The organism is Streptomyces sp. NPDC090108, assembly GCF_044747185.1.
Taxonomy (GTDB): domain Bacteria; phylum Actinomycetota; class Actinomycetes; order Streptomycetales; family Streptomycetaceae; genus Streptomyces.
In genome coordinates, this window is the sequence record NZ_JBIVDQ010000007.1 from 201,243 (window position 1) to 222,610 (window position 21,368).

At 71.6% G+C, this 21,368-nt stretch carries 18 protein-coding genes; 3 read left to right on the top strand and 15 right to left on the bottom strand.

From position 1 onward, the window contains the following. Positions 1-4 precede the first annotated feature (4 nt). Positions 5-1,234 carry a DUF349 domain-containing protein gene (locus ACIPRD_RS24885; RefSeq protein WP_356400379.1) on the top strand — a complete coding sequence of 410 codons (1,230 nt, stop codon included), beginning with the start codon at positions 5-7 and terminating at the stop codon, positions 1,232-1,234. Positions 1,235-1,346: 112 nt separating this feature from the next. Here the strand turns inward: ACIPRD_RS24885 and ACIPRD_RS24890 are convergent, their stop codons facing one another. From ACIPRD_RS24890 to pgsA, 15 genes are all read right to left on the bottom strand, one after another. After that, on the bottom strand, positions 1,347-3,857 hold the full coding sequence (locus ACIPRD_RS24890) for a RelA/SpoT family protein (protein ID WP_356400377.1): 2,511 nt from the start codon (positions 3,855-3,857) through the stop codon (positions 1,347-1,349). 335 nt (positions 3,858-4,192) lie between these two features. Beyond that, on the bottom strand, positions 4,193-4,732 hold the full coding sequence (locus tag ACIPRD_RS24895; RefSeq protein WP_356400376.1) for an adenine phosphoribosyltransferase: 540 nt from the start codon (positions 4,730-4,732) through the stop codon (positions 4,193-4,195). Further along, entirely contained in the window at positions 4,729-5,838 is a 1,110-nt protein-coding gene (gene secF / locus ACIPRD_RS24900; protein WP_356400374.1) for a protein translocase subunit SecF, read from the bottom strand. Before secF ends, ACIPRD_RS24895 begins: the two co-directional genes overlap by 4 nt. 4 nt (positions 5,839-5,842) lie before the next feature. Beyond that, entirely contained in the window at positions 5,843-7,678 is a 1,836-nt protein-coding gene (secD, locus tag ACIPRD_RS24905; protein ID WP_401566053.1) for a protein translocase subunit SecD, read from the bottom strand. 144 nt (positions 7,679-7,822) lie between these two features. Continuing rightward, on the bottom strand, positions 7,823-8,377 hold the full coding sequence (gene yajC / locus ACIPRD_RS24910; RefSeq protein WP_356400370.1) for a preprotein translocase subunit YajC: 555 nt from the start codon (positions 8,375-8,377) through the stop codon (positions 7,823-7,825). Positions 8,378-8,543: 166 nt separating this feature from the next. After that, entirely contained in the window at positions 8,544-9,638 is a 1,095-nt protein-coding gene (ruvB, locus tag ACIPRD_RS24915; protein ID WP_356400368.1) for a Holliday junction branch migration DNA helicase RuvB, read from the bottom strand. Positions 9,639-9,666: 28 nt separating this feature from the next. After that, on the bottom strand, positions 9,667-10,272 hold the full coding sequence (gene ruvA, locus ACIPRD_RS24920) for a Holliday junction branch migration protein RuvA (RefSeq protein ID WP_401566058.1): 606 nt from the start codon (positions 10,270-10,272) through the stop codon (positions 9,667-9,669). Continuing rightward, the gene (ruvC, locus tag ACIPRD_RS24925; RefSeq protein WP_356400364.1) at positions 10,269-10,835 is read right to left on the bottom strand and encodes a crossover junction endodeoxyribonuclease RuvC; all 567 of its coding nucleotides are present in this window, start codon (positions 10,833-10,835) and stop codon (positions 10,269-10,271) included. Before ruvC ends, ruvA begins: the two co-directional genes overlap by 4 nt. Before the next feature lie 135 nt (positions 10,836-10,970). Further along, positions 10,971-11,723, bottom strand: coding sequence for a YebC/PmpR family DNA-binding transcriptional regulator (locus ACIPRD_RS24930; RefSeq protein ID WP_356400362.1), 753 nt, complete (start codon positions 11,721-11,723; stop codon positions 10,971-10,973). A 51-nt stretch (positions 11,724-11,774) separates the two neighbouring features. Beyond that, positions 11,775-12,377, bottom strand: coding sequence for a pyridoxal 5'-phosphate synthase glutaminase subunit PdxT (gene pdxT / locus ACIPRD_RS24935; RefSeq protein WP_401566062.1), 603 nt, complete (start codon positions 12,375-12,377; stop codon positions 11,775-11,777). A 13-nt stretch (positions 12,378-12,390) separates the two neighbouring features. Continuing rightward, a complete protein-coding gene (gene pdxS / locus ACIPRD_RS24940) occupies positions 12,391-13,296 on the bottom strand; it encodes a pyridoxal 5'-phosphate synthase lyase subunit PdxS (RefSeq protein WP_356400358.1) in 906 nt (301 codons plus the stop codon). A gap of 173 nt (positions 13,297-13,469) precedes the next feature. Next, complete coding sequence (locus ACIPRD_RS24945; protein ID WP_401566065.1) at positions 13,470-14,012, bottom strand: hypothetical protein; 543 nt, start codon at positions 14,010-14,012, stop codon at positions 13,470-13,472. Positions 14,013-14,148: 136 nt separating this feature from the next. Next, positions 14,149-15,309, bottom strand: coding sequence for a glycosyltransferase family 4 protein (locus ACIPRD_RS24950; RefSeq protein WP_401566068.1), 1,161 nt, complete (start codon positions 15,307-15,309; stop codon positions 14,149-14,151). Then, on the bottom strand, positions 15,306-16,214 hold the full coding sequence (locus ACIPRD_RS24955; RefSeq protein ID WP_356400352.1) for a phosphatidylinositol mannoside acyltransferase: 909 nt from the start codon (positions 16,212-16,214) through the stop codon (positions 15,306-15,308). The genes ACIPRD_RS24950 and ACIPRD_RS24955 overlap by 4 nt, the downstream gene beginning before the upstream one ends. After that, positions 16,211-16,882, bottom strand: coding sequence for a phosphatidylinositol phosphate synthase (gene pgsA / locus ACIPRD_RS24960; RefSeq protein ID WP_356400350.1), 672 nt, complete (start codon positions 16,880-16,882; stop codon positions 16,211-16,213). The genes ACIPRD_RS24955 and pgsA overlap by 4 nt, the downstream gene beginning before the upstream one ends. A gap of 280 nt (positions 16,883-17,162) precedes the next feature. Between pgsA and ACIPRD_RS24965 the strand changes: the two genes are divergently transcribed. Then, entirely contained in the window at positions 17,163-19,361 is a 2,199-nt protein-coding gene (locus ACIPRD_RS24965) for an elongation factor G-like protein EF-G2 (RefSeq protein WP_401566070.1), read from the top strand. 209 nt (positions 19,362-19,570) lie between these two features. After that, positions 19,571-21,217, top strand: coding sequence for a hypothetical protein (locus ACIPRD_RS24970; RefSeq protein WP_356400346.1), 1,647 nt, complete (start codon positions 19,571-19,573; stop codon positions 21,215-21,217). The last annotated feature ends 151 nt before the right edge of the window (positions 21,218-21,368 follow it).

The window sequence follows — 21,368 nt, forward strand, 5'->3', positions numbered from 1 at the left end:
CGCTGTGAGCAGCGACCCGTGGGGCCGCGTCGACGAGACGGGGACCGTGTACGTGCGTACGGCCGATGGCGAGCAGGTCGTCGGTTCGTGGGCGGCCGGCTCCCCCGAGGAGGCGCTTGCCTACTTCGAGCGCAAGTACGAAGGCCTGGTTGTCGAGATCGGCCTCCTCGAGAAGCGCGTGCAGACGACCGACCTGTCGGCGAAGGACGCCCAGACCGCCATCGACCATCTGCGCGAGCAGGTGGACGCGCACCACGCGGTCGGTGACCTGGCCGCGCTGCGGACCCGCCTGGACAAGCTGGTGGCGACGGTCGAGACCCGCCGCGAGGAGCGCAAGGTCCAGCGGGCCAAGCAGTCCGACGAGGCCCGCAAGGCCAAGGAGGACCTGGTCACCGAGGCCGAGCAGCTGGCGCAGTCCGACCAGTGGCGGGCGGCCGGTGAGCGGCTGCGGGCGCTGGTGGACACCTGGAAGGGTCTGCCGCGTCTGGACCGCAAGTCCGACGACGAGCTGTGGCACCGGTTCTCGCACGCGCGGTCGGCGTTCTCCAAGCGCCGCAAGGCGCACTTCGCGCAGCTGGACTCGCAGCGTGAGGACGCGCGGCGGATCAAGGAGCGGCTGGTCGCCGAGGCCGAGGCGCTGTCGGCGTCGGCGGACTGGGGTCCGACGGCCGCCCGGTACCGCGAGCTGATGGCGGACTGGAAGGCGGCGGGCCGCGCCCAGCGCGAGCACGAGGACGACCTGTGGAACCGCTTCCGCGGCGCCCAGGACGTGTTCTTCGCCGCGCGCAGCTCGGTGTTCGCCGAGCGGGACGCGGAGCAGGCGGAGAATCTGAAGCTGAAGGAGGAGCTGGCCGGAGAGGCCGAGAAGATCCTCCCGGTGACGGATCTGAAGGGCGCCCGGGCCGCCTTCCGTTCGGTCAACGAGCGGTGGGAGGCCATCGGTCACGTTCCGCGGGACGCGCGTCCCAAGGTCGAGGGCCGGATGCACGCGGTCGAGCGGGCCATCCAGGAGGCCGAGGAGGCCGAGTGGCGCCGGACGAACCCGGAGGCACGCGCGCGTGCCGCGGGTCTGACCGGGCAGCTCCAGGCCGCCGTGGACAAGCTCGGGGCGCAGATCGCGCAGGCGCGCGCCCAGGGCAACAACTCCCGTGCCGACAAGCTGGAGCGTGAGCTGGAGGGCCGCCAGGCGCTCCTGGACCAGGCCCTGAAGGGCCTGGAGGAGTTCGGCGGCTGATCCCCGCCCCTCCCCCGCTCCCGGCGAGCAGCGCCGAAGGGCCCCGTACGCACCGTACGGGGCCCTTCGGCGTGTGCGGGGGCCCTTCCGAGGAGCCCCTGCGTGCCGCTCGTTACGACCGGTTGCGGGCCGAGGTCACGCGGTAGACGTCGTACACGCCCTCCACGCCCCGTACGGCCTTCAGGACGTGGCCGAGGTGCTTGGGGTCGCCCATCTCGAAGGTGAAGCGGGAGGTGGCGACGCGGTCGCGGGAGGTCTGGACGGCCGCGGAGAGGATGTTGACGTGCTGGTCGGACAGGACGCGGGTGACGTCGGAGAGCAGGCGGGAGCGGTCCAGCGCCTCGACCTGGATGGCGACCAGGAAGACGGAGGACTGGGTGGGCGCCCACTCGACGTCGAGGATGCGCTCGGGTTCGCGGGACAGCGACTCCACGTTGACGCAGTCGCTGCGGTGGACCGACACCCCGCTGCCCCGGGTGACGAACCCGATGATCGGGTCACCGGGGACGGGCGTGCAGCAGCGGGCCAGCTTGACCCACACGTCGTCGACGCCCTTGACCACGACGCCCGGGTCGGCGCTGGAGCGGCGCTTGCGGCTGCGGCCGCGCGACGGCGGGACGCTCTCGTCGATCTCCTCGGTCGCGGCCTCCTCGCCGCCGAGGGCCTGGACGAGCTTCTGCACGACGTTGGGCGCGGAGACGTGTCCCTCGCCGATCGCCGCGTACAGCGCGGAGATGTCGGGGTAGCGCATCTCGTGGGCGAGCGTGACGAGGGAGTCGCCGGTGAGGATGCGCTGGATGGGCAGGTTCTGCTTGCGCATGGCGCGGACGATGGCGTCCTTGCCCTGCTCGATCGCCTCGTCGCGGCGTTCCTTGGAGAACCAGGCCCGGATCTTGTTGCGGGCCCGCGGCGACTTGACGAAGCCGAGCCAGTCGCGTGAGGGGGCGGCGGTGTCCGCCTTGGAGGTGAAGACCTCCACCAGGTCGCCGTTGTCGAGGGTCGACTCCAGCGGCACGAGGCGTCCGTTGACCCGTGCTCCTATGGTGCGGTGGCCGACCTCGGTGTGGACGGCGTAGGCGAAGTCGACCGGGGTCGCCCCCGCCGGCAGCGCTATGACGTCGCCCTTGGGCGTGAAGACGAAGACCTCGTTGCGGGAGAGGTCGAAGCGCAGGGACTCCAGGAACTCGCTGGGGTCCTCGGTCTCCTTCTGCCAGTCCAGCAGCTGGCGCAGCCACGCCATGTCGTTGACGGCGTCCTTGTCCTTGCCGGAGCCCTTGGGGACGTCCGACCGGATCTTGGAGGCGCCCGCGACGGCTTCCTGCTTGTACTTCCAGTGCGCGGCGATGCCGTACTCGGCCCGGCGGTGCATGTCGAAGGTGCGGATCTGCAGCTCGACGGGCTTGCCGTTGGGGCCGATGACCGTCGTGTGCAGCGACTGGTACATGTTGAACTTCGGCATCGCGATGTAGTCCTTGAACCGGCCGGGGACCGGGTTCCATCGCGCGTGGATCGTGCCGAGGGCGGCGTAGCAGTCGCGGACCGTGTCGACGAGGACGCGGATGCCCACCAGGTCGTAGATCTCCGCGAAGTCACGGCCGCGGACGATCATCTTCTGGTAGACGCTGTAGTAGTGCTTGGGGCGCCCGGTGACGGTCGCCTTGATGCGGGCGGCGCGCAGGTCGGCCTGGACCTCGTCGGTCACTATGGCCAGGTACTCGTCGCGCTTCGGCGCCCGCTCGGCCACCAGGCGCACGATCTCGTCGTACATCTTGGGGTAGAGGATCGCGAAGGCGAGGTCCTCCAGCTCCCACTTGATGGTGTTCATGCCCAGGCGGTGGGCGAGCGGCGCGTAGATCTCCAGGGTCTCGCGCGCCTTCTTCTCCTGCTTCTCGCGCTTGAGATAGCGCATGGTGCGCATGTTGTGCAGGCGGTCGGCGAGCTTGATGACCAGGACGCGGGGGTCCTTGGCCATGGCGACGACCATCTTGCGCACGGTCTCGGCCTGCGCGGCCTCGCCGAACTTGACCTTGTCCAGCTTGGTGACGCCGTCCACGAGCAGGGCGACGACGTCGCCGAACTCCCGGCGCAGGTCGTCCAGGCCGTAGTCGGTGTCCTCGACCGTGTCGTGCAGCAGGCCCGCCATGAGGGTGGCCGGGTCCATGCCGAGCTCGGCGAGGATGGTGGTCACCGCGAGCGGGTGGGTGATGTACGGGTCGCCGCTCTTGCGCTTCTGACCGCGGTGCCAGCGCTCCGCGACCTGGTAGGCCTTCTCGATCTGCCGCAGGGTCGAGGTCTCGATCTTCGGGTCGTTGCTCCGCACTATGCGCAGCAGCGGCTCGAGCACCGGGTTGTACGGGTTCGCGCGCTGCACGCCGAGGCGGGCGAGGCGGGCGCGGACGCGGTTGGAGGATCCGGAGCGGGGCTGGCCCGCGGCGGGACGCACGGGGGCGGCCGGCTTGGGGCGCGCGGCATCGGCGGTCTTCTCGACGGGCGCGGACTGGGCGTGCTCGACCGTCCCGCGGCTGTCGTTCTTCGCGTCGGACGCGTTCGGCGCGGGCTTCACCGCGGGTGCCGAGGCGGACTCGGGCTTTGCGGCGGTCAGTGGCTGGGCCTCGTCTGGCAAGAGGACTCCTCGTGCGCGATCCGGGTCCCCCGGTCAGGCTCCGGAGACCCCATGGTAGCGATCCCGCGTCCTGTCCTCGCCTCCAGGCGGACGGGAGGACCGTCTACCGGTGGAACGCGGGGGCGGCGCACGGGATTCCTGGAGGTGGACCTGGGGTGGACCCGTGGTGGAGCGGGGGCGTGGCGGGCGTGGACCCGGGGCGAACCGGGGCTTGCGGGTGGGTGGTGGGACGTTGCGGCAGGGACGGGGGGTGTCCGCGGGCCGGGTGCGGGAACGGCGAAGCGGCCTCCGGCCGGGCCGGGGGCCGCTTCGCCCGTCACATCGCGTCAGCGCGCTCAGACCTGGAGCAGCGCCTCCAGCGGAGCCCCGTCGAGCGCGGACTCCAGGCGGCCGCGGCCGCCCAGGAAGCCCAGCTCCATGAGCACGGCGAGCCCCGAGACCTCGGCCCCGGCGCGCTTGATCAGCTGGATCGCGGCCTCGGCCGTACCACCGGTGGCGAGCACGTCGTCCACGATCAGGACGCGGTCGCCGGCCGTCAGGTCCTCGGCGTGGACCTCGATCTCCGCCGACCCGTACTCCAGGTCGTAGGCCTGCCGCAGGGTGGCACCGGGGAGCTTGCCCGCCTTGCGGACGGGGATGAAGCCGAGCCCCGCCCGGACCGCGACCGGCGCGCCGAGGATGAAGCCCCTGGCCTCGAGGCCGACCACCTTGGTCGATCCCGTGCTGGTGGCGATCTCGGCCAGCGTGTCGGTCAGGGCCGTGAACGCGGAGGGGTCCGCGAGCAGCGGGGTGATGTCCTTGAACATCACTCCCGGCTCGGGATAGTCCGCGACGTCACGGATTCGGCTGAGCAGCAGCTCCTGGATGTCAGTCATCGACGCTTTCCGGTGGATCGGCCGCGGCCCCGGTTGCGGGTCGCGGGCTGGTTGCGCTGGCCCACCATGGCGGGCGCTGCGTCATCGTACTCGTCACCGGCGTCGGACCGGGCCTCGGCGGCGTCGGGCCCGGCTCCCGCCTGGGCACGCTTGGCCATGACCCGCTTACGCAGCGCCTTCATCGCGGGCTCGCGCTCCTTGAGGTCGGCGACCAGCGGGGTGGCGATGAAGATCGAGGAGTACGCACCGGCGGCGAGGCCGACGAACAGCGACAGCGAGATGTCGTTCAGCGTGCCGGCGCCGAGGAAGCCGCCGCCGATGAACAGCAGACCGGCCACCGGCAGCAGCGCGACCACGGTGGTGTTGATGGACCGCACCAGCGTGCCGTTGATCGACTGGTTGGCGATGTCGCTGTAGGTGAAGCGGGTCTGCTTGGTGATGTCCTTCGTCTGCTCCTTGAGGCTGTCGAAGACGACGACCGTGTCGTAGAGCGAGTAACCGAGGATCGTCAGCAGACCGATGACGGTACCGGGGGTGACCTCGAAGCCCACCAGGGCGTAGATGCCGACCGTGATGGTGATGTCGTGGATCAGGGCGACCAGGGCCGCGAGGGCCATGCGCCACTCGAAGGCGATGGCCAGGTAGATCACGACCAGCACCATGAAGATCGCCAGACCCTGCCAGGCCTTGCTGGCGATCTGCTCACCCCAGCTGGGGCCGACGAGGTCGGCGTTCAGCTTCTCGGAGTCGATGTTCAGGTCCTTGGCCAGCGTCTGCTTGATCTGGTCGGACTTGTCGGTGTCGATGCCCGCGATCTGGATGCGCAGGCTGCCGTTGCCGAGCTTCTGCACGACCGCCTCGTGGCCGGCGGCGTCCTTCGCGAACCCCTCCGCCTGGGCGACCGAGGTGCTCATGTGGGTCGGCGTCGTGAAGACGGCACCGCCCTGGAACTCGATGCCCATGTTCAGGCCGCGCACCGCCAGGCCGACGATGGCCGTGATGGTGATCAGGATCGAGATGCCGTACCAGATCTTGCGCTTGCCGATGAAGTCGTAGCTGATCTCGCCGCGGTGCAGCCGGGCGCCGAGGTTGCCGAGTTTCGACATTCGCTCACGCCTCCTTCGGGTCGACAGGGCCGGCGGCAGGACCGGCGGAACGGCGGGTACGGCGCAGCGGCGGCTTGGCTCCGAGGCCCTTGGGGTCGAGCCCGGACCACTTGTGGCCGTTCGCGAAGAACTTGCGGCGCGCGAGGAGCGACATGAGCGGCTTCGTGAAGAAGAACACGACGACCACGTCGAGCACGGTGGTCAGGCCGAGCGTGAACGCGAAGCCCTGCACCTTGCCGACGGTGACGATGAACAGCACGGCGGCGGCGAGGAACGACACGAAGTCGGAGACCAGGATGGTGCGCCGGGCGCGCGGCCAGGCACGCTCGACGGCGGGGCGCAGGCTGCGGCCCTCGCGGATCTCGTCCCGGATGCGTTCGAAGTACACGATGAACGAGTCCGCGGTGATACCGATGGCGACGATGGCGCCGCAGACGGCCGGCAGGTTCAGCGCGAAGCCGATGGCCGGGCCGAGCAGGGCCATGAGCACGTAGGTCAGGACCGCGGAGACCAGCAGGGAGGCCATGGCCACGAGGGACAGACCGCGGTAGTAGATCACCAGGTAGATCACGACCAGGGCGAGGCCGATGGCGCCGGCGAGCAGACCGGCGTGCAGCTGCTCACCGCCGAGCGCGGCGGTCACCGTGGTGACGGTCTCTTCCTTGAACGACAGCGGCAGCGCGCCGTAGGACAGCATGTTGCCGAGGTTCTGGGCCTCGGCCTGCGTGAACCGGCCGGAGATCTCCGCCTGGCCGCCGACGATCGCCTGGCTCACGTAGGGGCTGGAGACGACGTTGCCGTCGAGGACGATGCCGAACTCGTTCTGCGGCGGCTGGTTCTTCGCGAGCTCGCCAGTGATGGCGGCGAACTTCTTGGAGCCGGCGGAGGTGAAGGTCATCTGGACCTGCCAGCCGGCGGCACCCTGGGTGTCGAGCACGGCCTGGGCCTTCTTGACCTCGGTGCCGTCCACGGCGGCCGGGCCGAGCAGGTACTTGGACCAGATCTTGCCGTCCTGGCCGCAGGCCACGGTGGGGTCACCGGGCTTGGCGTTCTGGCCGGCCTTCGCGCGCTGGGCGGGCTTGGAGCAGTCCAGGGCCGCGTACTGGGCCTGCAGCTTGGCGGTGTCACCGTCGGTGGCGGCACCGGAGGGGGCCGGCGAGGTCGCGGCCGGGGTCGCGGAGGACTTGGCGTCGGCACCGGCGGAGGACGTCGAGGTCGCGCCCGGGGTCGGGGAGGACGTCGCCTTGGTGTCGGCCTTCAGCGCGTCGCTGACCGCGCGGCCCTGGGGGCTCGCGGAGCTGGTCGGGGAGCCGGTGCCGGTCGAGGAGGCCTTCTGCCCGCTGGTCGAGGCGCTGCCCGACGGGTTCGGGGAGGCGCCGCCCTTGGAGTTCGGGGAGGCGCTGGAGGAGGTGCTCGGCGACGGGGCCGCGGCGGCACCGGTGGGCTCGCTGGCGAGGACCGGGCGGAAGTACAGCTTGGCGGTGGTGCCGACCTGCTGCTGGGCCTCCTTGGAGTTGGTGCCCTTGGGGATGTTGACGATGATGTGGTCGTTCCCCTGGGTCTGCACCTCCGCCTCGGAGACGCCAAGGCCGTTGACGCGGCGGTTCATGATGTCGACCGCGGTGTCCATGTTGGCCTTGTTGATCGCCGACCCCTGGTCGGCCTTCGCCTTGAGCGTGATGCTCGTACCACCGGCAAGGTCGATGCCGAGACGCGGAGTGGTGTGTCCGGAGGCGAACATTCCCCCGGTGAGCGCCACGATGGCGATCAGGATGAGGACCAGCGAGCGCCCTGGCTTGCTCTGAGCGCTTGCGCTCCGGCCCTTCTTAGGTGCTGCCACCTTCTCGTACTCCCTCTCGGGCCGCCTCGCGCCCGGTCGGCGCGGTCGGCCATGACATGGTGTCGGGGTCCCGTGCGGGAAACAGACGCACCCGGGGCGTCCGGGGCGCCGGCCTGCCGCGCCGCCTTGAGCCCCGGGGCGTGACTACTTGCCGGCGTCGCCGTCGGTCTTCTTCGGCTCTTCGTCCGCCTTGGCGGCGGCGGCCTCGGTCGCCTCGGCCTCGGCCTTGACGGGCTCGTCGGCCTTGGCGGCCTTGTCCTCGACGGCCTCGGTGGCCGCGGCCGGCTCGTCCTCGACGGCGTCCTTCTTGGCGAAGTCGACCTTGTCGCCGGAGGCGGCAGCGGCGGGCTCGTCGGTCCCGGTCAGGGAGGAGGCGTCGTCCGGGACGATGGAGACCTCGGACTTCAGGTCGTGCTCGACGCCGTGGACGATGCGGTTGTACTCGTCGTCCGTCAGGACGGCACCGATGGAGTTCTTCGCGAAGAGGAGGTCGACACCGGGGCCGGCGTCGAGGAGGACGGTGTCCTCGTTGATCTCCTTGACCGTCGCGTACATCCCCCCGATCGTGCGGACGCCGGAGCCGGGCTGCATCTCGTTCCGCATCTGGTTGGCCTGCTGCTGCTTCTTCTTGGCCGAGCGCGTCATCAGGAACATGGCCGCGATGAGCACGATGAACGGGAGAAGGGTCAAGGTATTCACGGGACGGGATTTCCTTCGCACGACCGCGGCGGACAGCGGCCTGATGGATGGGGGTGGGGTGGGTGCCGCCCGCAAGGGCGGCATCGGCGGAGTCTAAGCGAGTCCGCGTGCATGGAACAACGCTCAGCATGGCACCTCGGTTCCTGCCCCCGCCAATCCCCCGCCGTCACGCCCCGAACAGGTCCGCTTGTCCGTTTCCCGTGCCGGCCGGGCGCGGTGGGGTGAGGCCGAGATGCGCCCATGCCGCGGGAGTGGCCACACGGCCGCGCGGGGTGCGCGCGAGAAGGCCCTCGCGCACCAGGAAGGGCTCGGCGACCTCCTCGACCGTCTCGCGTTCCTCGCCCACGGCGACGGCCAGCGTCGACAGGCCGACCGGGCCGCCGCCGAACAGCTTGAGCAGCGCCTCCAGGACTCCCCGGTCGAGGCGGTCGAGTCCGCGCGGGTCCACCTCGTAGACGGCGAGGGCGGCCGCGGCGATCTCCCGGGTGATCCGGCCGTCGGCCTTGACCTGGGCGTAGTCGCGCACGCGGCGCAGCAGGCGGTTGGCGATACGGGGCGTGCCCCGGGACCGGCCGGCGATCTCGGCGGCGCCGTCGGAGTCGATCCCGACGTCGAGCAGGCTCGCGGAGCGGTGCACGACCCGCTCCAGCTCGGTGGGCTCGTAGAACTCCATGTGCGCGGTGAAGCCGAAGCGGTCGCGCAGCGGCGGCGGCAGCAGGCCCGCCCGCGTGGTGGCGCCGACCAGGGTGAACGGGGGCAGCTCCAGCGGGATGGCGGTGGCGCCGGGGCCCTTGCCGACGATGACGTCGACCCGGAAGTCCTCCATCGCCATGTACAGCATCTCCTCGGCGGGCCGGGACATGCGGTGGATCTCGTCGAGGAAGAGGACCTCGCCCTCCTGGAGGGAGGAGAGGATCGCGGCGAGGTCGCCGGCGTGCTGGATGGCGGGGCCGGAGGTGATGCGGATGGGGGCGCCCATCTCGGCCGCGATGATCATCGACAGGGTGGTCTTGCCCAGGCCGGGCGCGCCGGAGAGCAGCACGTGGTCAGCGGTGGCCCCGCGCGCGCGGGCGGCGCGCAGGACGAGGTCGAGCTGTTCGCGGACCTTCTCCTGGCCGATGAACTCGCCGAGGTCCTTGGGGCGCAGGGCGGCCTCGACGGCCTGGTCCTCCCGGTCGGCGGCCGGGCCCACCAGCCGCTCCGCGGCCGCGTCGCCGAGCCGCTCCTCGGCGGTGGTGTCGGACGTGTCGTCCCAGTTCACTGAAGTACTCCTCGCGGGGTGGCGCCGGTCAGCGGGCTCGGTTCAGGGTCTGCAGGGCGGCCCTGAGCAGCACGCCCACCTGCGGGGTGCCCTCCGCGGCCTCGGCCTGGGGGGTCACGGCGGACACCGCTTCGTCGGCCTCGCGGCCGGCGTAGCCGAGGCCGATGAGGGCCGCGTGCAGCTGGTCGCGCCATCCCTGGGTGACCGGGGCGCCCACCGCGGGGGCTCCGGTGGGGGCGCCGAGGCGGTCCTTCAGTTCGAGGAGCAGCTTCTGGGCGCCCTTCTTGCCGATGCCGGGCACGGCGGTGAGGGCCTTCTCGTCGCCGGTGGCGACCGCGCGGCGCAGGGCGTCCGGGCTGTGCACGGCGAGCATGGCCTGGGCGAGGCGGGGGCCCACCCCGCTCGCGGTCTGGAGCAGGACGAAGACCTGGCGGGCGTCGTCGTCGGCGAAGCCGTACAGGGTGAGGGAGTCCTCGCGGACGACGAGCGAGGTGTGCAGCCTGGCGGGCTGTCCCAGGCGGAGCGTGGAGAGCGTGTCGGGCGTGCACTGCACGGACATCCCGACGCCGCCGACCTCGACGACCGCCGCGTCGGGAGCGAGTGCGGCGACCGTGCCGCTGACGAAGGCGATCATGCCGTTCGGCCTTTCCGTGAGGTCGGTGAGGTAGGCCGGCCCGGCGTCCTGGCCTCGTGCAGGGCGACGGCCTGCTGGAGACGGTTCTGGGCGGGGGCCCGCCAGATGTGGCAGATGGCGAGCGCGAGGGCGTCCGCCGCGTCGGCGGGCTTGGGCGGGGCGGCCAGCCGCAGCAGGCGGGTGACCATGGCCCCGACCTGGGCCTTGTCGGCGCGGCCGCTGCCGGTGACGGCGGCCTTGACCTCGCTGGGGGTGTGCAGGGCGACCGGGATGCCGCGCCGGGCGGCGCACAGCATGGCGACGGCGCTCGCCTGGGCGGTGCCCATGACCGTGCTCACGTTGTGCTGGCTGAAGACGCGCTCCACGGCGACGAATTCGGGCCGGTGCTCGTCCAGCCACTGCTCTATGCCCTGCTCGACGGCGAGCAGGCGGTGGCTCAGTTCGGCGTCGGGGGGCGTGCGGACGACTCCGACGCCGATCATGGTCAGCGGGCGTCCGGCGACTCCCTCGACCACGCCGACACCGCAGCGGGTCAGCCCCGGGTCCACCCCCAGTACGCGCACCCCGGCCCCTCCTTCGATCTCCTGTTTGCGCAGGCTATCGGGTGCCACTGACAACGCGGTGCAGCCGCCCCCGGCAAGGCGACGGGCCGACGGGATGTCCCGTCGGCCCGTGAGACCCGCGAAGCGCGCCCGGTGTCAGGCGTCGACCTTCTCCATGACCTCGTCGCTGACGTCGAAGTTGGCGAAGACGTTCTGCACGTCGTCGCTGTCCTCCAGGGCGTCGATCAGCTTGAAGATCTTCTTGGCGCCCTCCTCGTCCAGCTCGACCTGCATGGTCGGGACGAAGTTGGAGTCGGCGGAGTCGTAGTCGATCCCGGCCTCCTGGAGGGCGGTGCGGACCGCGACCAGGTCGGTGGCCTCGCTGAGCACCTCGAAGGACTCACCGAGGTCGTTGACCTCCTCGGCGCCGGCGTCCAGGACCGCGCCGAGCACGTCGTCCTCGGACAGCTCGCCCTTGGGGACGATGATGACGCCCTTGCGGTGGAACAGGTACGACACCGAACCCGGGTCGGCCATGTTGCCGCCGTTGCGCGTCATGGCGACGCGCACGTCGGAGGCGGCGCGGTTGCGGTTGTCGGTGAGGCACTCGATGAGGACGGCGACACCGTTGGGGCCGTAACCCTCGTACATGATCGTCTCGTAGTCGGCGCCGCCGGCCTCGAGGCCGCCGCCGCGCTTGACCGCGGAGTCGATGTTCTTGTTGGGGACCGACTGCTTCTTCGCCTTCTGGATGGCGTCGTAGAGCGTCGGGTTGCCCTCGATGTCGACGCCGCCCATGCGGGCCGCGACCTCGATGTTCTTGATCAGCTTCGCGAAGAGCTTGCCGCGCTTGGCGTCGATCACGGCCTTCTTGTGCTTCGTCGTAGCCCATTTAGAGTGGCCGGACATCTGCCTGTCTCCTTCGCGTTACCCATCTGTGTACGAACCCCAGAGATCCTACTAGGCCTCCGGCGCCCGGTTGGCGCGCACCATGTCGACGAACAATGCGTGCACGCGGTGGTCGCCGGTCAGTTCCGGGTGGAAGGACGTGGCGAGCGCGTTGCCCTGGCGCACCGCGACGATGTGGCCACCGTGTTCGGCGAGGACCTCGACGTCCGCGCCCACGGACTCGACCCAGGGGGCGCGGATGAAGACGCCCTCCACAGGATCGCCCTCGACGCCCTTCACGTCGACCCCCGCCTCGAACGACTCGTTCTGGCGGCCGAAGGCGTTGCGGCGCACGATCATGTCGATGCCGCCGACCGTCTCCTGGCCCGAACGCGGGTCGAGGATCTTGTCGGCGAGCATGATCATGCCGGCGCAGGTGCCGTAGACGGGCATGCCGGCGCGCACGCGCGCGCGGAGGGGCTCCATCACTCCGAAGAGGACGGCCAGCTTGGAGATGGTGGTGGACTCCCCGCCGGGCAGGACGAGACCGTCCACCTCGGCGAGTTCCTCGGGGCGCCGCACCGGCCTGGCCACGGCGTCCGCCGCGGCCAGGGCGATGAGGTGCTCCCGTACGTCGCCCTGGAGGGCCAGGACGCCGATGACGGGGGTGTTCATGTGTTCCAGTGCCTTACCAGCCGCGGTTCGCGTAGCGCTCGGACTCGGGGAGGGTGTCGCAGTTGATGCCGACCATGGCCTCGCCGAGGTTGCGGGACGCGTCCGCGACGATCTTCGGGTCGTCGAAGAAGGTCGTGGCCTTCACGATGGCGGCGGCGCGCTTGGCCGGGTCGCCGGACTTGAAGATGCCGGAGCCGACGAAGACGCCCTCGGCGCCGAGCTGGCGCATCAGGGCGGCGTCGGCCGGGGTGGCGACGCCACCGGCGGAGAAGAGGACCACGGGGAGCTTGCCCAGCTCGGCGACCTCCTTGACGAGCTCGTACGGGGCACGCAGGTCCTTGGCGGCGGCGTACAGCTCGTTGTTGTCGAAGCCGCGCAGGCGGGCGATCTCGTTCTTGATCTGGCGCAGGTGGCGGACGGCCTCGACGACGTTGCCGGTGCCGGCCTCGCCCTTGGAGCGGATCATGGCCGCGCCCTCGGCGATGCGGCGCAGGGCCTCGCCCAGGTTGGTGGCACCGCAGACGAAGGGGGTGGTGAAGGCCCACTTGTCGGAGTGGTTGATCTCGTCGGCCGGGGTGAGGACCTCGGACTCGTCGATGTAGTCGACACCGAGGGACTGCAGCACCTGGGCCTCGACGAAGTGGCCGATGCGGGACTTGGCCATGACCGGGATCGAGACGGCGTCGATGATGCCCTCGATCATGTCCGGGTCGGACATACGGGCCACGCCGCCGTCCTTGCGGATGTCGGCCGGGACCCGCTCGAGGGCCATGACGGCGACGGCGCCCGCGTCCTCGGCGATCTTCGCCTGCTCCGCGTTGACGACGTCCATGATCACGCCGCCCTTGAGCTGCTCGGCCATGCCGCGCTTCACGCGGGCGGTGCCGGTCTCGGGAGCCTGGTTCTCGTTGGTGGACACGGGTGACCTCACTGACGGTGAAGAGGAGTTCTGCATCAGCGAGGAAACGGGAAGAGTGCAGGCCACAGCAAGGGCCAATGTGAAGCCGGTGGATCGTTTTGCCCGGTCCGGGTGCCTGTGCGGGGTGTCCGTGGCGTCGCCGTGGGCTCCGCGTGGCCTGACGGTGGGCGGGGCTATTCCAGGCGTTTCACCAGAGCGGCGGGCGGCTCGTCGTCCATCTCGAAGGCGAGCGGGAAGGGAGCGTGGCCGGCGAGCCGGAACCAGCGCACCTTGCGGTGCTCGCGGAGCCTGCGCGCGGCCCCCACGGCGTCGTTGAGGAAGCGGCGGGCCATCGGGACCCTGCGCACGGCCTCGGCCAGCTCGCGGGCCGCCTCCTCGCCGCCCGGGGCCGCGCGGACGTCCTCCACCTGCCGGGGGTCCTCGAAGACCGCGCGCAGGGCCTGGCTCAGCTCGCTCTCCGCGACCTCCCGGTGGTCGTCCTCGGCCTGGCGGGCGGCGTGCGCGGCCTCGTAGAGGACGATCGAGGCGGCCGGGTCGAGCACCCCCGAGGTGGCCAGTTCCTGTGCCACGGACGCCCTGCGCAGCAGCTGCGCGTCGAGCGCGGCGCGGGCGGCGTCCATCCGCACGTGCAGCCGGTCCAGCCGCCCGGCCGTCCAGCTCAGGTAAAGGCCGATCGCCACGAGGGCGACGAGGATCCAGATGAGTGTCGCGGTCACGGGCGAAGGGTATCGGTGGGCCGCGGGTGGGCCCGCATCCCGCTGCCGGGCGGACCGCTCCCGGCGCGGTCCCGCTCACCCGCCCGCTCGGGCCCGCGAGGTCAGTCCCGGGCCGGCCCGAACCGGGCCCGCGGGGTCAGTCCCGGGCCAGCCCGAACCGGGCGCGCAGTCCGCTCCGCTCGTCGGCGGCGACCGCGCTCGTGCCCGTGGTGACCGTCTCGTACACCGACAGGATGTCCGCGCCGACCGTCGACCAGTCGAACCGGCGCACGTGCGCGCTGCCGCGTTCGCGCAGCTCGGCGCGCCGTTCCGGGTCCGCGAGCAGCCGTACGGCGGCCTTGGCCAGCGCGTCCGCGTCCTCGTTGGCGAACACCTCCCCGGCCGCGCCGCCGTCCAGGACCTGGACGAACGCGTCGAGGTCGGAGGCGAGGACGGGAGCGCCCGCCGACAGGGCCTCGACGAGGATGATGCCGAAGCTCTCGCCGCCGGTGTTGGGGGCCACGTACAGGTCGACGCTGCGCAGGAAGCGCGCCTTGTCCTCGTCGCTGATCATGCCGAGGAACTCCACCCGGGACCGCAGCTCCGCGGGCAGTTCCGCGACGGCCGCCTCCTCGTCGCCCCGGCCCGCGACCAGCAGCCGGGCTCCTGGCCGGGCCGCCATGATCGCCGGCAGGGCCCGCATGAGCACCGGCAGGCCCTTGCGGGGCTCGTCGATGCGGCCCATGAAGCCGATCGTCTCGCCCTGCCACTCGGCCTTGGGCTCGGCCTCGGCGAAGAAGCCGACGTCGACGCCGTTGGGGATGACCACCGCGTCGCCGCCCAGGTGCTCGACCAGGGTGCGGCGCGCGTACTCGCTGACGGCGATGCGGGCGCTGATCTTCTCCAGGGCGGCCTGCAGGATCGCGTAGGCGGCGATCATCGCACGCGAACGCGGGTTGGACGTGTGGAAGGTGGCCACGATGGGCCCCTGCGCCGCCCAGCAGGTGAGCAGGCCGAGCGACGGCGAGGTCGGCTCGTGGATGTGCACCACGTCGAACTCGCCCTCGTGCAGCCAGCGGCGCACCCGCGCGGCGGACAGGAACCCGAAGTTCAGCCGGGCCACCGAACCGTTGTAGGGCACCGGGACCGCGCGGCCGGCCGAGACGACGTACGGCGGCAGGGGGGTGTCGTCGTCGGCGGGTGCGAGGACGGAGACCTCGTGGCCGAGGCCGGTGAAGTACTCGGCCAGGTCGCGGATGTGGAACTGCACGCCCCCGGGCACGTCCCAGGAGTACGGGCAGACGATCCCGATTCTCACGACGGTCCCTTCGCCGGATCGAGGTCGGCGAGCCACAGGCGCTGCAGCATGTGCCAGTCCTCCGGATGGTCGGCGATCCCGGTGGCGAAGGCGTCGGCCAGCGCCTGTGTCATGACGGACGTCCTCTCCGCCCGGCTGCCCGACTCCGGCACCTCGATCGGAGGGTGCACCTTGCCCTGCATGACGGGCGAGTCGTCGTACCAGAGCGTGACCGGGAGCAGCAGGGCGCCGGTCTGCTGGGCCAGCAGGGCCGGCCCGGCGGGCATCCGGGTCCGCTCGCCGAAGAAGTCGACCTCGACGCCGGAGGCGGACAGGTCGCGGTCGGCGACCAGGCAGACCAGGCCGCCGTCGCGCAGCCGCCGGGCCAGGGTGCCGAACGCGGAGGCGCCGTTGTGCGGCAGCACCTCCATGCCGAGGCCCTCGCGGTAGGCGACGAAGCGGTCGTAGAGCGTCTCGGGCTTCAGCCGCTCGGCGACCGTGGTGAAGGGGGTCTCCAGCTTGGTGGTCACCCAGGCGCCCGCCAGGTCCCAGTTGGCCAGGTGCGGCAGGGCCAGTATCACTCCCCTGCCCGCGGCGAGCCCGTCGACCAGGTGGTGCTCGCCCTTGGGGTCGAAGCCGCCCTTGATCCGCTCGGGGCTCCAGGCCGGGAGCCGGAAGGACTCCATCCAGTAGCGCAGGTAGGAGCGCATGCCCGCGCGGGAGAGTTCGGCGAGACGCTCGGGGGTCGCGTCCGGGACCACGCGCGCGTAGTTGGCCTCCAGGCGCCGGACGCCGTTGCCGCGCCTCTTCCAGGCGAGGTCGGCGATGGTCCGCCCCAGGCGTACGGCGACGGGCTCGGGGAGCTTCCTCACGGTGCTCCAGCCCAGGCCGTACAGCGCGTCGGTGATCCGTTCGGCCCTGCTCATCCGGCCGCCCCGCTCCCCCGGGAGGCGTGGTCCCGCTCCGCGTCCGCCTCGGCGGCCTCGCGGCGCACGGTGACGACCCGCTGGATCAGCGTGACGAGGCTGCCCACGGCGACGATCCACAGCGCGATCGGGAGCAGCCACTGGATGCCCGGTACGCCGAACTTGTGCAGGCCGGCGAAGCCGGCGGCGACCAGGGAGATCACCAGCCGTTCGGCGCGTTCGACGAGGCCGTTGACGGCCACGGGCAGGCCGATCGACTCGCCGCGCGCCTTGGTGTACGACACCACCTGGCCGCTGGCCAGGCAGAAGATCGAGACCGCGCACATGACGTTGTCGTCGCCGTTGCCCGCGTACCAGAGGGCGAAGCCGCCGAAGATCGCGCCGTCGGCGACCCGGTCGAGGGTGGAGTCCAGGAAGGCGCCCCAGCGGCTGGAGCGGCCCAGCTGGCGGGCCATGTTGCCGTCGACCAGGTCGGAGAAGACGAAGAGGGTGATCACGATGGTGCCCCAGAAGAACTCGCCCCTGGGGAAGAAGACCAGCGCGCCCGCGACGACGCCGGCCGTGCCGATGAGCGTGACCGTGTCGGGGCTCACGCCCATGCGGATGAGAAACGTGGCGAACGGCGTGAGGACACGCGTGAAGAATGCACGCGCGTACTTGTTCAGCATGGCCTTCCCGACGGTCGGTGTCGCCGCGGACCCTGGTGGCCACCGGCTGGCCCATCGTAGCCACGCACGCGTGCGCGTGGCGGGCGGGCACCCGCAGTCCGTGGCGATCGGGGGCGCCCGCGCGCGCCCGGCGCGGCCGCCGTGATCGCCGTCCGTCGTATGGACGCAGCGTGACGGGAGTGGAAAGCTCGAAGGACCGCGGGCGTCGCAGGAGCCGCCGGTGACGCGGTGCCGCGTGTCCGCGCCCACAGTGACCTCACCGTGCACGGGAGGCAGGATCATGGGCGACAAATCACAGTCACACCCCGGAGCCGCCGGCAGGGCAATGGCGGCCGACCACCCCGCGTCCGTACGGAATGTGGTGCTGGTCGGCCACTGCGGATCGGGCAAGACGACGCTGGTGGAGGCCCTCGCGCTCACCGCGGGGGCGGTGAACCGGGCGGGCCGCGTCGAGGACGGCGGCACGGTCTCCGACTACGACGACATCGAGCACCGGCAGCAGCGTTCGGTGCAGCTCTCGCTGGTCCCGGTCGAATGGGACGGCATGAAGATCAATCTCCTCGACACCCCCGGGTACGCCGATTTCGTCGGGGAGCTGAGGGCCGGTCTGCGGGCGGCGGACGCGGCCCTCTTCGTCGTCTCGGCCTCGGACGGGGTGGACGGCTCGACGCGGATGGTGTGGGACGAGTGCAAGGCCGTCGGCATGCCCCGCGCGATCGTCGTGACGCACCTGGAGTCCGCGCGCGCGGACTTCGAGGAGACGACCCGGGTGTGCGCGGAGGCGTTCGGCGGCGACGACCCCGACGCCGTCCTTCCGCTGTACCTGCCGCTGCGCGGCGCGGAGGGCCCCGACGGGCACGCCCCCGTGACCGGGCTGACCGGGCTGCTGACGGGGAAGCTGTTCGACTACGCGTCCGGGGAGCGCAAGGAGTCCGAGCCCGGTGAGGAGCAGCTGCCGGGGATCGAGGAGGCCCGCAACCGGCTCATCGAGGGGATCATCGCCGAGAGCGAGGACGAGACCCTCATGGACCGTTATCTCGGCGGCGAGCAGGTGGACGTCGGGACACTGACCGAGGATCTCGAACGGGCCGTCGCGCGCGGGGCGTTCTTCCCGGTGCTGGCGGCGGCGCCGGCCGCCGAGGGCGCCCGGCAGGGACTCGGCACGGTGGAGCTGCTGGAGCTGGTCACCGGGGGCTTCCCGACCCCCTTCGAGCATCCGATGCCGGGGGTGACCACGGTCGACGGCCGGCCGCGCGAGCTGAAGCCGTGCGACACCGGCGGACCGCTGGTCGCCGAGGTCGTCAAGACCTCCTCCGACCCCTACGTGGGCCGGGTCTCGCTGGTCCGGGTCTTCTCCGGCACCCTGCGTCCCGACGACACCGTGCACGTCTCCGGACACGGTCTGACCGACCGCGGGCACGAGGACCACGACGTCGACGAGCGGGTCGGCGCGCTGTCGATGACGTTCGGCAAGCAGCAGCGTCCGGTGACGCACGCGGTCGCGGGCGATCTGGTGAGCGTGGCCAAGCTGGGCCGCGCCGAGACCGGGGACACGCTGTCGGCGAAGGACGACCCGCTGCTGGTGGAGCCCTGGCAGATGCCGGACCCGCTGCTGCCCCTGGCCATCCAGGCGCACAGCAAGGCGGACGAGGACAAGCTCTCCCAGGGGCTGTCCCGGCTGGTCGCCGAGGACCCCACGATGCGGCTGGAGCAGAACCAGGACACCCACCAGGTGGTGCTGTGGTGCCTGGGCGAGGCCCACGCCGACGTGGCCCTGGAGCGGCTGCGCAGCCGCTACGGCGTCCAGGTCGACGTCGTGCCGCACAAGGTCTCGCTGCGCGAGACGTTCGCGACGAAGGCCGCCGGACGCGGCCGGCACGTGAAGCAGTCCGGCGGGCACGGGCAGTACGCCATCTGCGAGATCGAGGTGGAGCCGCTGCCGGGCGGCTCGGGCGTCGAGTTCGTGGACAAGGTGGTCGGCGGCGCGGTGCCCCGTCAGTTCATCCCGTCCGTGGAGAAGGGCGTGCGGGCGCAGGCCGCGAAGGGGGTGGCGGCCGGTTATCCGCTGGTCGATGTGCGGATCACGCTGAAGGACGGCAAGGCGCACTCGGTGGACTCCTCCGACGCCGCCTTCCAGACGGCGGGCGCGCTGGCCCTGCGCGAGGCCGCGGCCGAGACCCGGATCCATCTGCTGGAGCCGGTGGCCGAGGTGAGCGTGCTGGTCGCGGACGACTACGTGGGTCCCGTGATGAGCGACCTGTCGTCCCGCCGGGGCCGGGTCCTCGGCACCGAGCAGGTCGGTTCCGGACGGACTCTGGTGCGGGCCGAGGTGCCCGAGTTCGAGATCGGCCGGTACGCGATCGACCTGCGCTCCCTGTCGCACGGCACGGCTCGCTTCGACCGCGTGTACGCACGGCACGAGCCGATGCCGCCGCAGGTCGCCGACCGCATACGGGAGCAGGCGGGCGAGACGCCCTGAGGGCCGGTCCGCGTCACCTTTCGCCCGTCGGCGGGCGGTTTCGGCCGTCCGCCGACGGAGTGTCAGTTCCGGCCGATACGCTGAGGGCCGGATCACGGGTGAGCCCGGCCGGCATCCGGCCGGTTCAACATTCGGCCTGTTCAACAGGTGTGCGGAGCGCGGAAGTCGGGAAGGCCCGAGGAGCGGCACCGGCGGCGATGGGGGCGGGAATGTCGGTCGGAACGGAGTGGGACGGGCCTCAGGTGCCCGTCTCCGGCGACGAGGGCCAGGCGGCCACGTTCGCGCTGGCCTCGGCGGCCTACCGGGACAACGAGTACGGGGACATCAAGAAGACCGACAACGAATGGCACCAGTCGACCGTCAAGGACGGCCGGCTCCGCCTGTTCCGGCCGAACCTGGGTGAGGCCTTCTCGCGGGCCGTCGTCGACCGCATGCTCGCACCCGGGCGCAAGCCGCTCATCCAGTCCTTCGGCGCGGAGCCGCAGGTCGTCGTGGAGCACTGCCTGGCGGCGAACAACATCCGCCGCGAGCGCGACAACAAGCTGGCCACCGTCATGGTGGTGTGCGGGCTGATCTTCCTGCCCGGCCTGGTCGGCTGGCTGCTCGTCTTCCAGCTGCGCACCTTCCTCGCCAGGCGCGACGACAGGCGGGCCGGGGCGGTGTCCACCGCGCTGCTCGCCGGGGTCGGCGTGCTGGCCGCGCTGTTCCTGCTGAAGATGCCGTTCACCGGCTTCTGGGCCTGGTACGCGCGCGCCGCGGTGATCGCCCCCGTGCTGGGCTGGTACTGGGCCAAGCGGATCTGCGAGGGCACCGCGAAGGATCTGCGGGCGCGCTGGGACGGTCTGCTCTCGGGCAGCAGCGTCGGCGCCAAGGTCCCCGAGGCCGTGCCCCGCGCGCCCGGCGAGACGGCGGCGGAGCAGCTGCGCCAGTCGCTGGCCCGGCTCAGCGCCGAGCAGCAGTCCAACTCCGTCTTCTACGCCGGCCCCAAGGGCATACTCGGCATGGGGACCCGCTGGGGTTCCTGGCAGCTGGCGGAGGACCTGGTCTCCGCCGACCCGACCCGGGAGATCCACCCGTTCCGCAGCTGGGACGTCATCCGCGCCATCCACGACAAGCTGCGCATGCTGGAACGCGGTCCGCTGAACACCGGCGGCTTCCCGAAGCCCTCGATACGGCACTGGATCGTCACGCCCATCGGGGAGGGCGCCTCGGCGGTGGCCCGTCCGGAGGGCACGGAGGTGGAGGCCTTCCAGGTCAAGCCGCACGCCATACAGGACATCTGCAACAAGCAGCAGTTCGGCAGCGGTGACCGGCACTACCTCGGCGTGCAGTGGACGCTGTGGGACGGTCAGCTGATCCTCACCATGATGATCACGGTGACGGTGCTGCACGAGACGCTGCGCATCGAGGTGACGGGACACGCGCTGGGGCCGGTGAACCCGCTGTTCACCACCAAGTCCGAGGCGCCGACCAGGGAGGTCGCCAAGTCCCTGAAGCCCTGGGAGAACCGCACGATCAAGCTGCCGCTGGTCCCGACCGACGAGGTGGTGCGGCTGGCGGTGCGGGCTCCGCTGACCTGGTACCCGCCGGCGCTCAACTGGCTCGGCGGCTCGATCGCGCTGCCCGAGCCGTTCGGTCTGCGGCACGCCTGGGCGGACCAGCCCTGGCGGCACCGGTTCATGGCCGACGACGCGCTGCGGGCGGCCACGCCGGTGCTGCGGGTGGTGCACGCTTCGGCGATCAAGGTTCTCGAGGAGAACGGCGTCGACACGGAGAAGTTCGGCAACCGGTCGGCGTTCCTGAGCGGTGCGGTGCAGGATCCGGCGCCGCGGAAGGCGGACGTCTACGACGCGTGAGCCTCCGGCGGTTCGGTGGGAGGGGTGCGTGGTTGCTCGGGCGCGGGGGTGGGGGGGGGGGGGGGCCCCCCCCCCCCCCCCCGCGCCCCAATGGGGGGGCCGGCCTAAAACAAGCCCGCGGCGGTTGTGTGGGGGAGGGGGGGGCAAGCTG

Bases quoted from the DNA above. Each gene is read 5' to 3' on its own strand.
- ACIPRD_RS24895 (WP_356400376.1), bottom strand. From the start codon at position 4,732: ATGACTGACATCCAGGAGCTGCTGCTCAGCCGAATCCGTGACGTCGCG.
- secF (WP_356400374.1), bottom strand. From the start codon at position 5,838: ATGTCGAAACTCGGCAACCTCGGCGCCCGGCTGCACCGCGGCGAGATC.
- ruvA (WP_401566058.1), bottom strand. From the start codon at position 10,272: ATGATCGCCTTCGTCAGCGGCACGGTCGCCGCACTCGCTCCCGACGCG.
- ACIPRD_RS24930 (WP_356400362.1), bottom strand. From the start codon at position 11,723: ATGTCCGGCCACTCTAAATGGGCTACGACGAAGCACAAGAAGGCCGTG.
- pdxT (WP_401566062.1), bottom strand. From the start codon at position 12,377: ATGAACACCCCCGTCATCGGCGTCCTGGCCCTCCAGGGCGACGTACGG.
- ACIPRD_RS24955 (WP_356400352.1), bottom strand. From the start codon at position 16,214: ATGAGCAGGGCCGAACGGATCACCGACGCGCTGTACGGCCTGGGCTGG.
- pgsA (WP_356400350.1), bottom strand. From the start codon at position 16,882: ATGCTGAACAAGTACGCGCGTGCATTCTTCACGCGTGTCCTCACGCCG.
- ACIPRD_RS24965 (WP_401566070.1), top strand. From the start codon at position 17,163: ATGGGCGACAAATCACAGTCACACCCCGGAGCCGCCGGCAGGGCAATG.
- ACIPRD_RS24970 (WP_356400346.1), top strand. From the start codon at position 19,571: ATGTCGGTCGGAACGGAGTGGGACGGGCCTCAGGTGCCCGTCTCCGGC.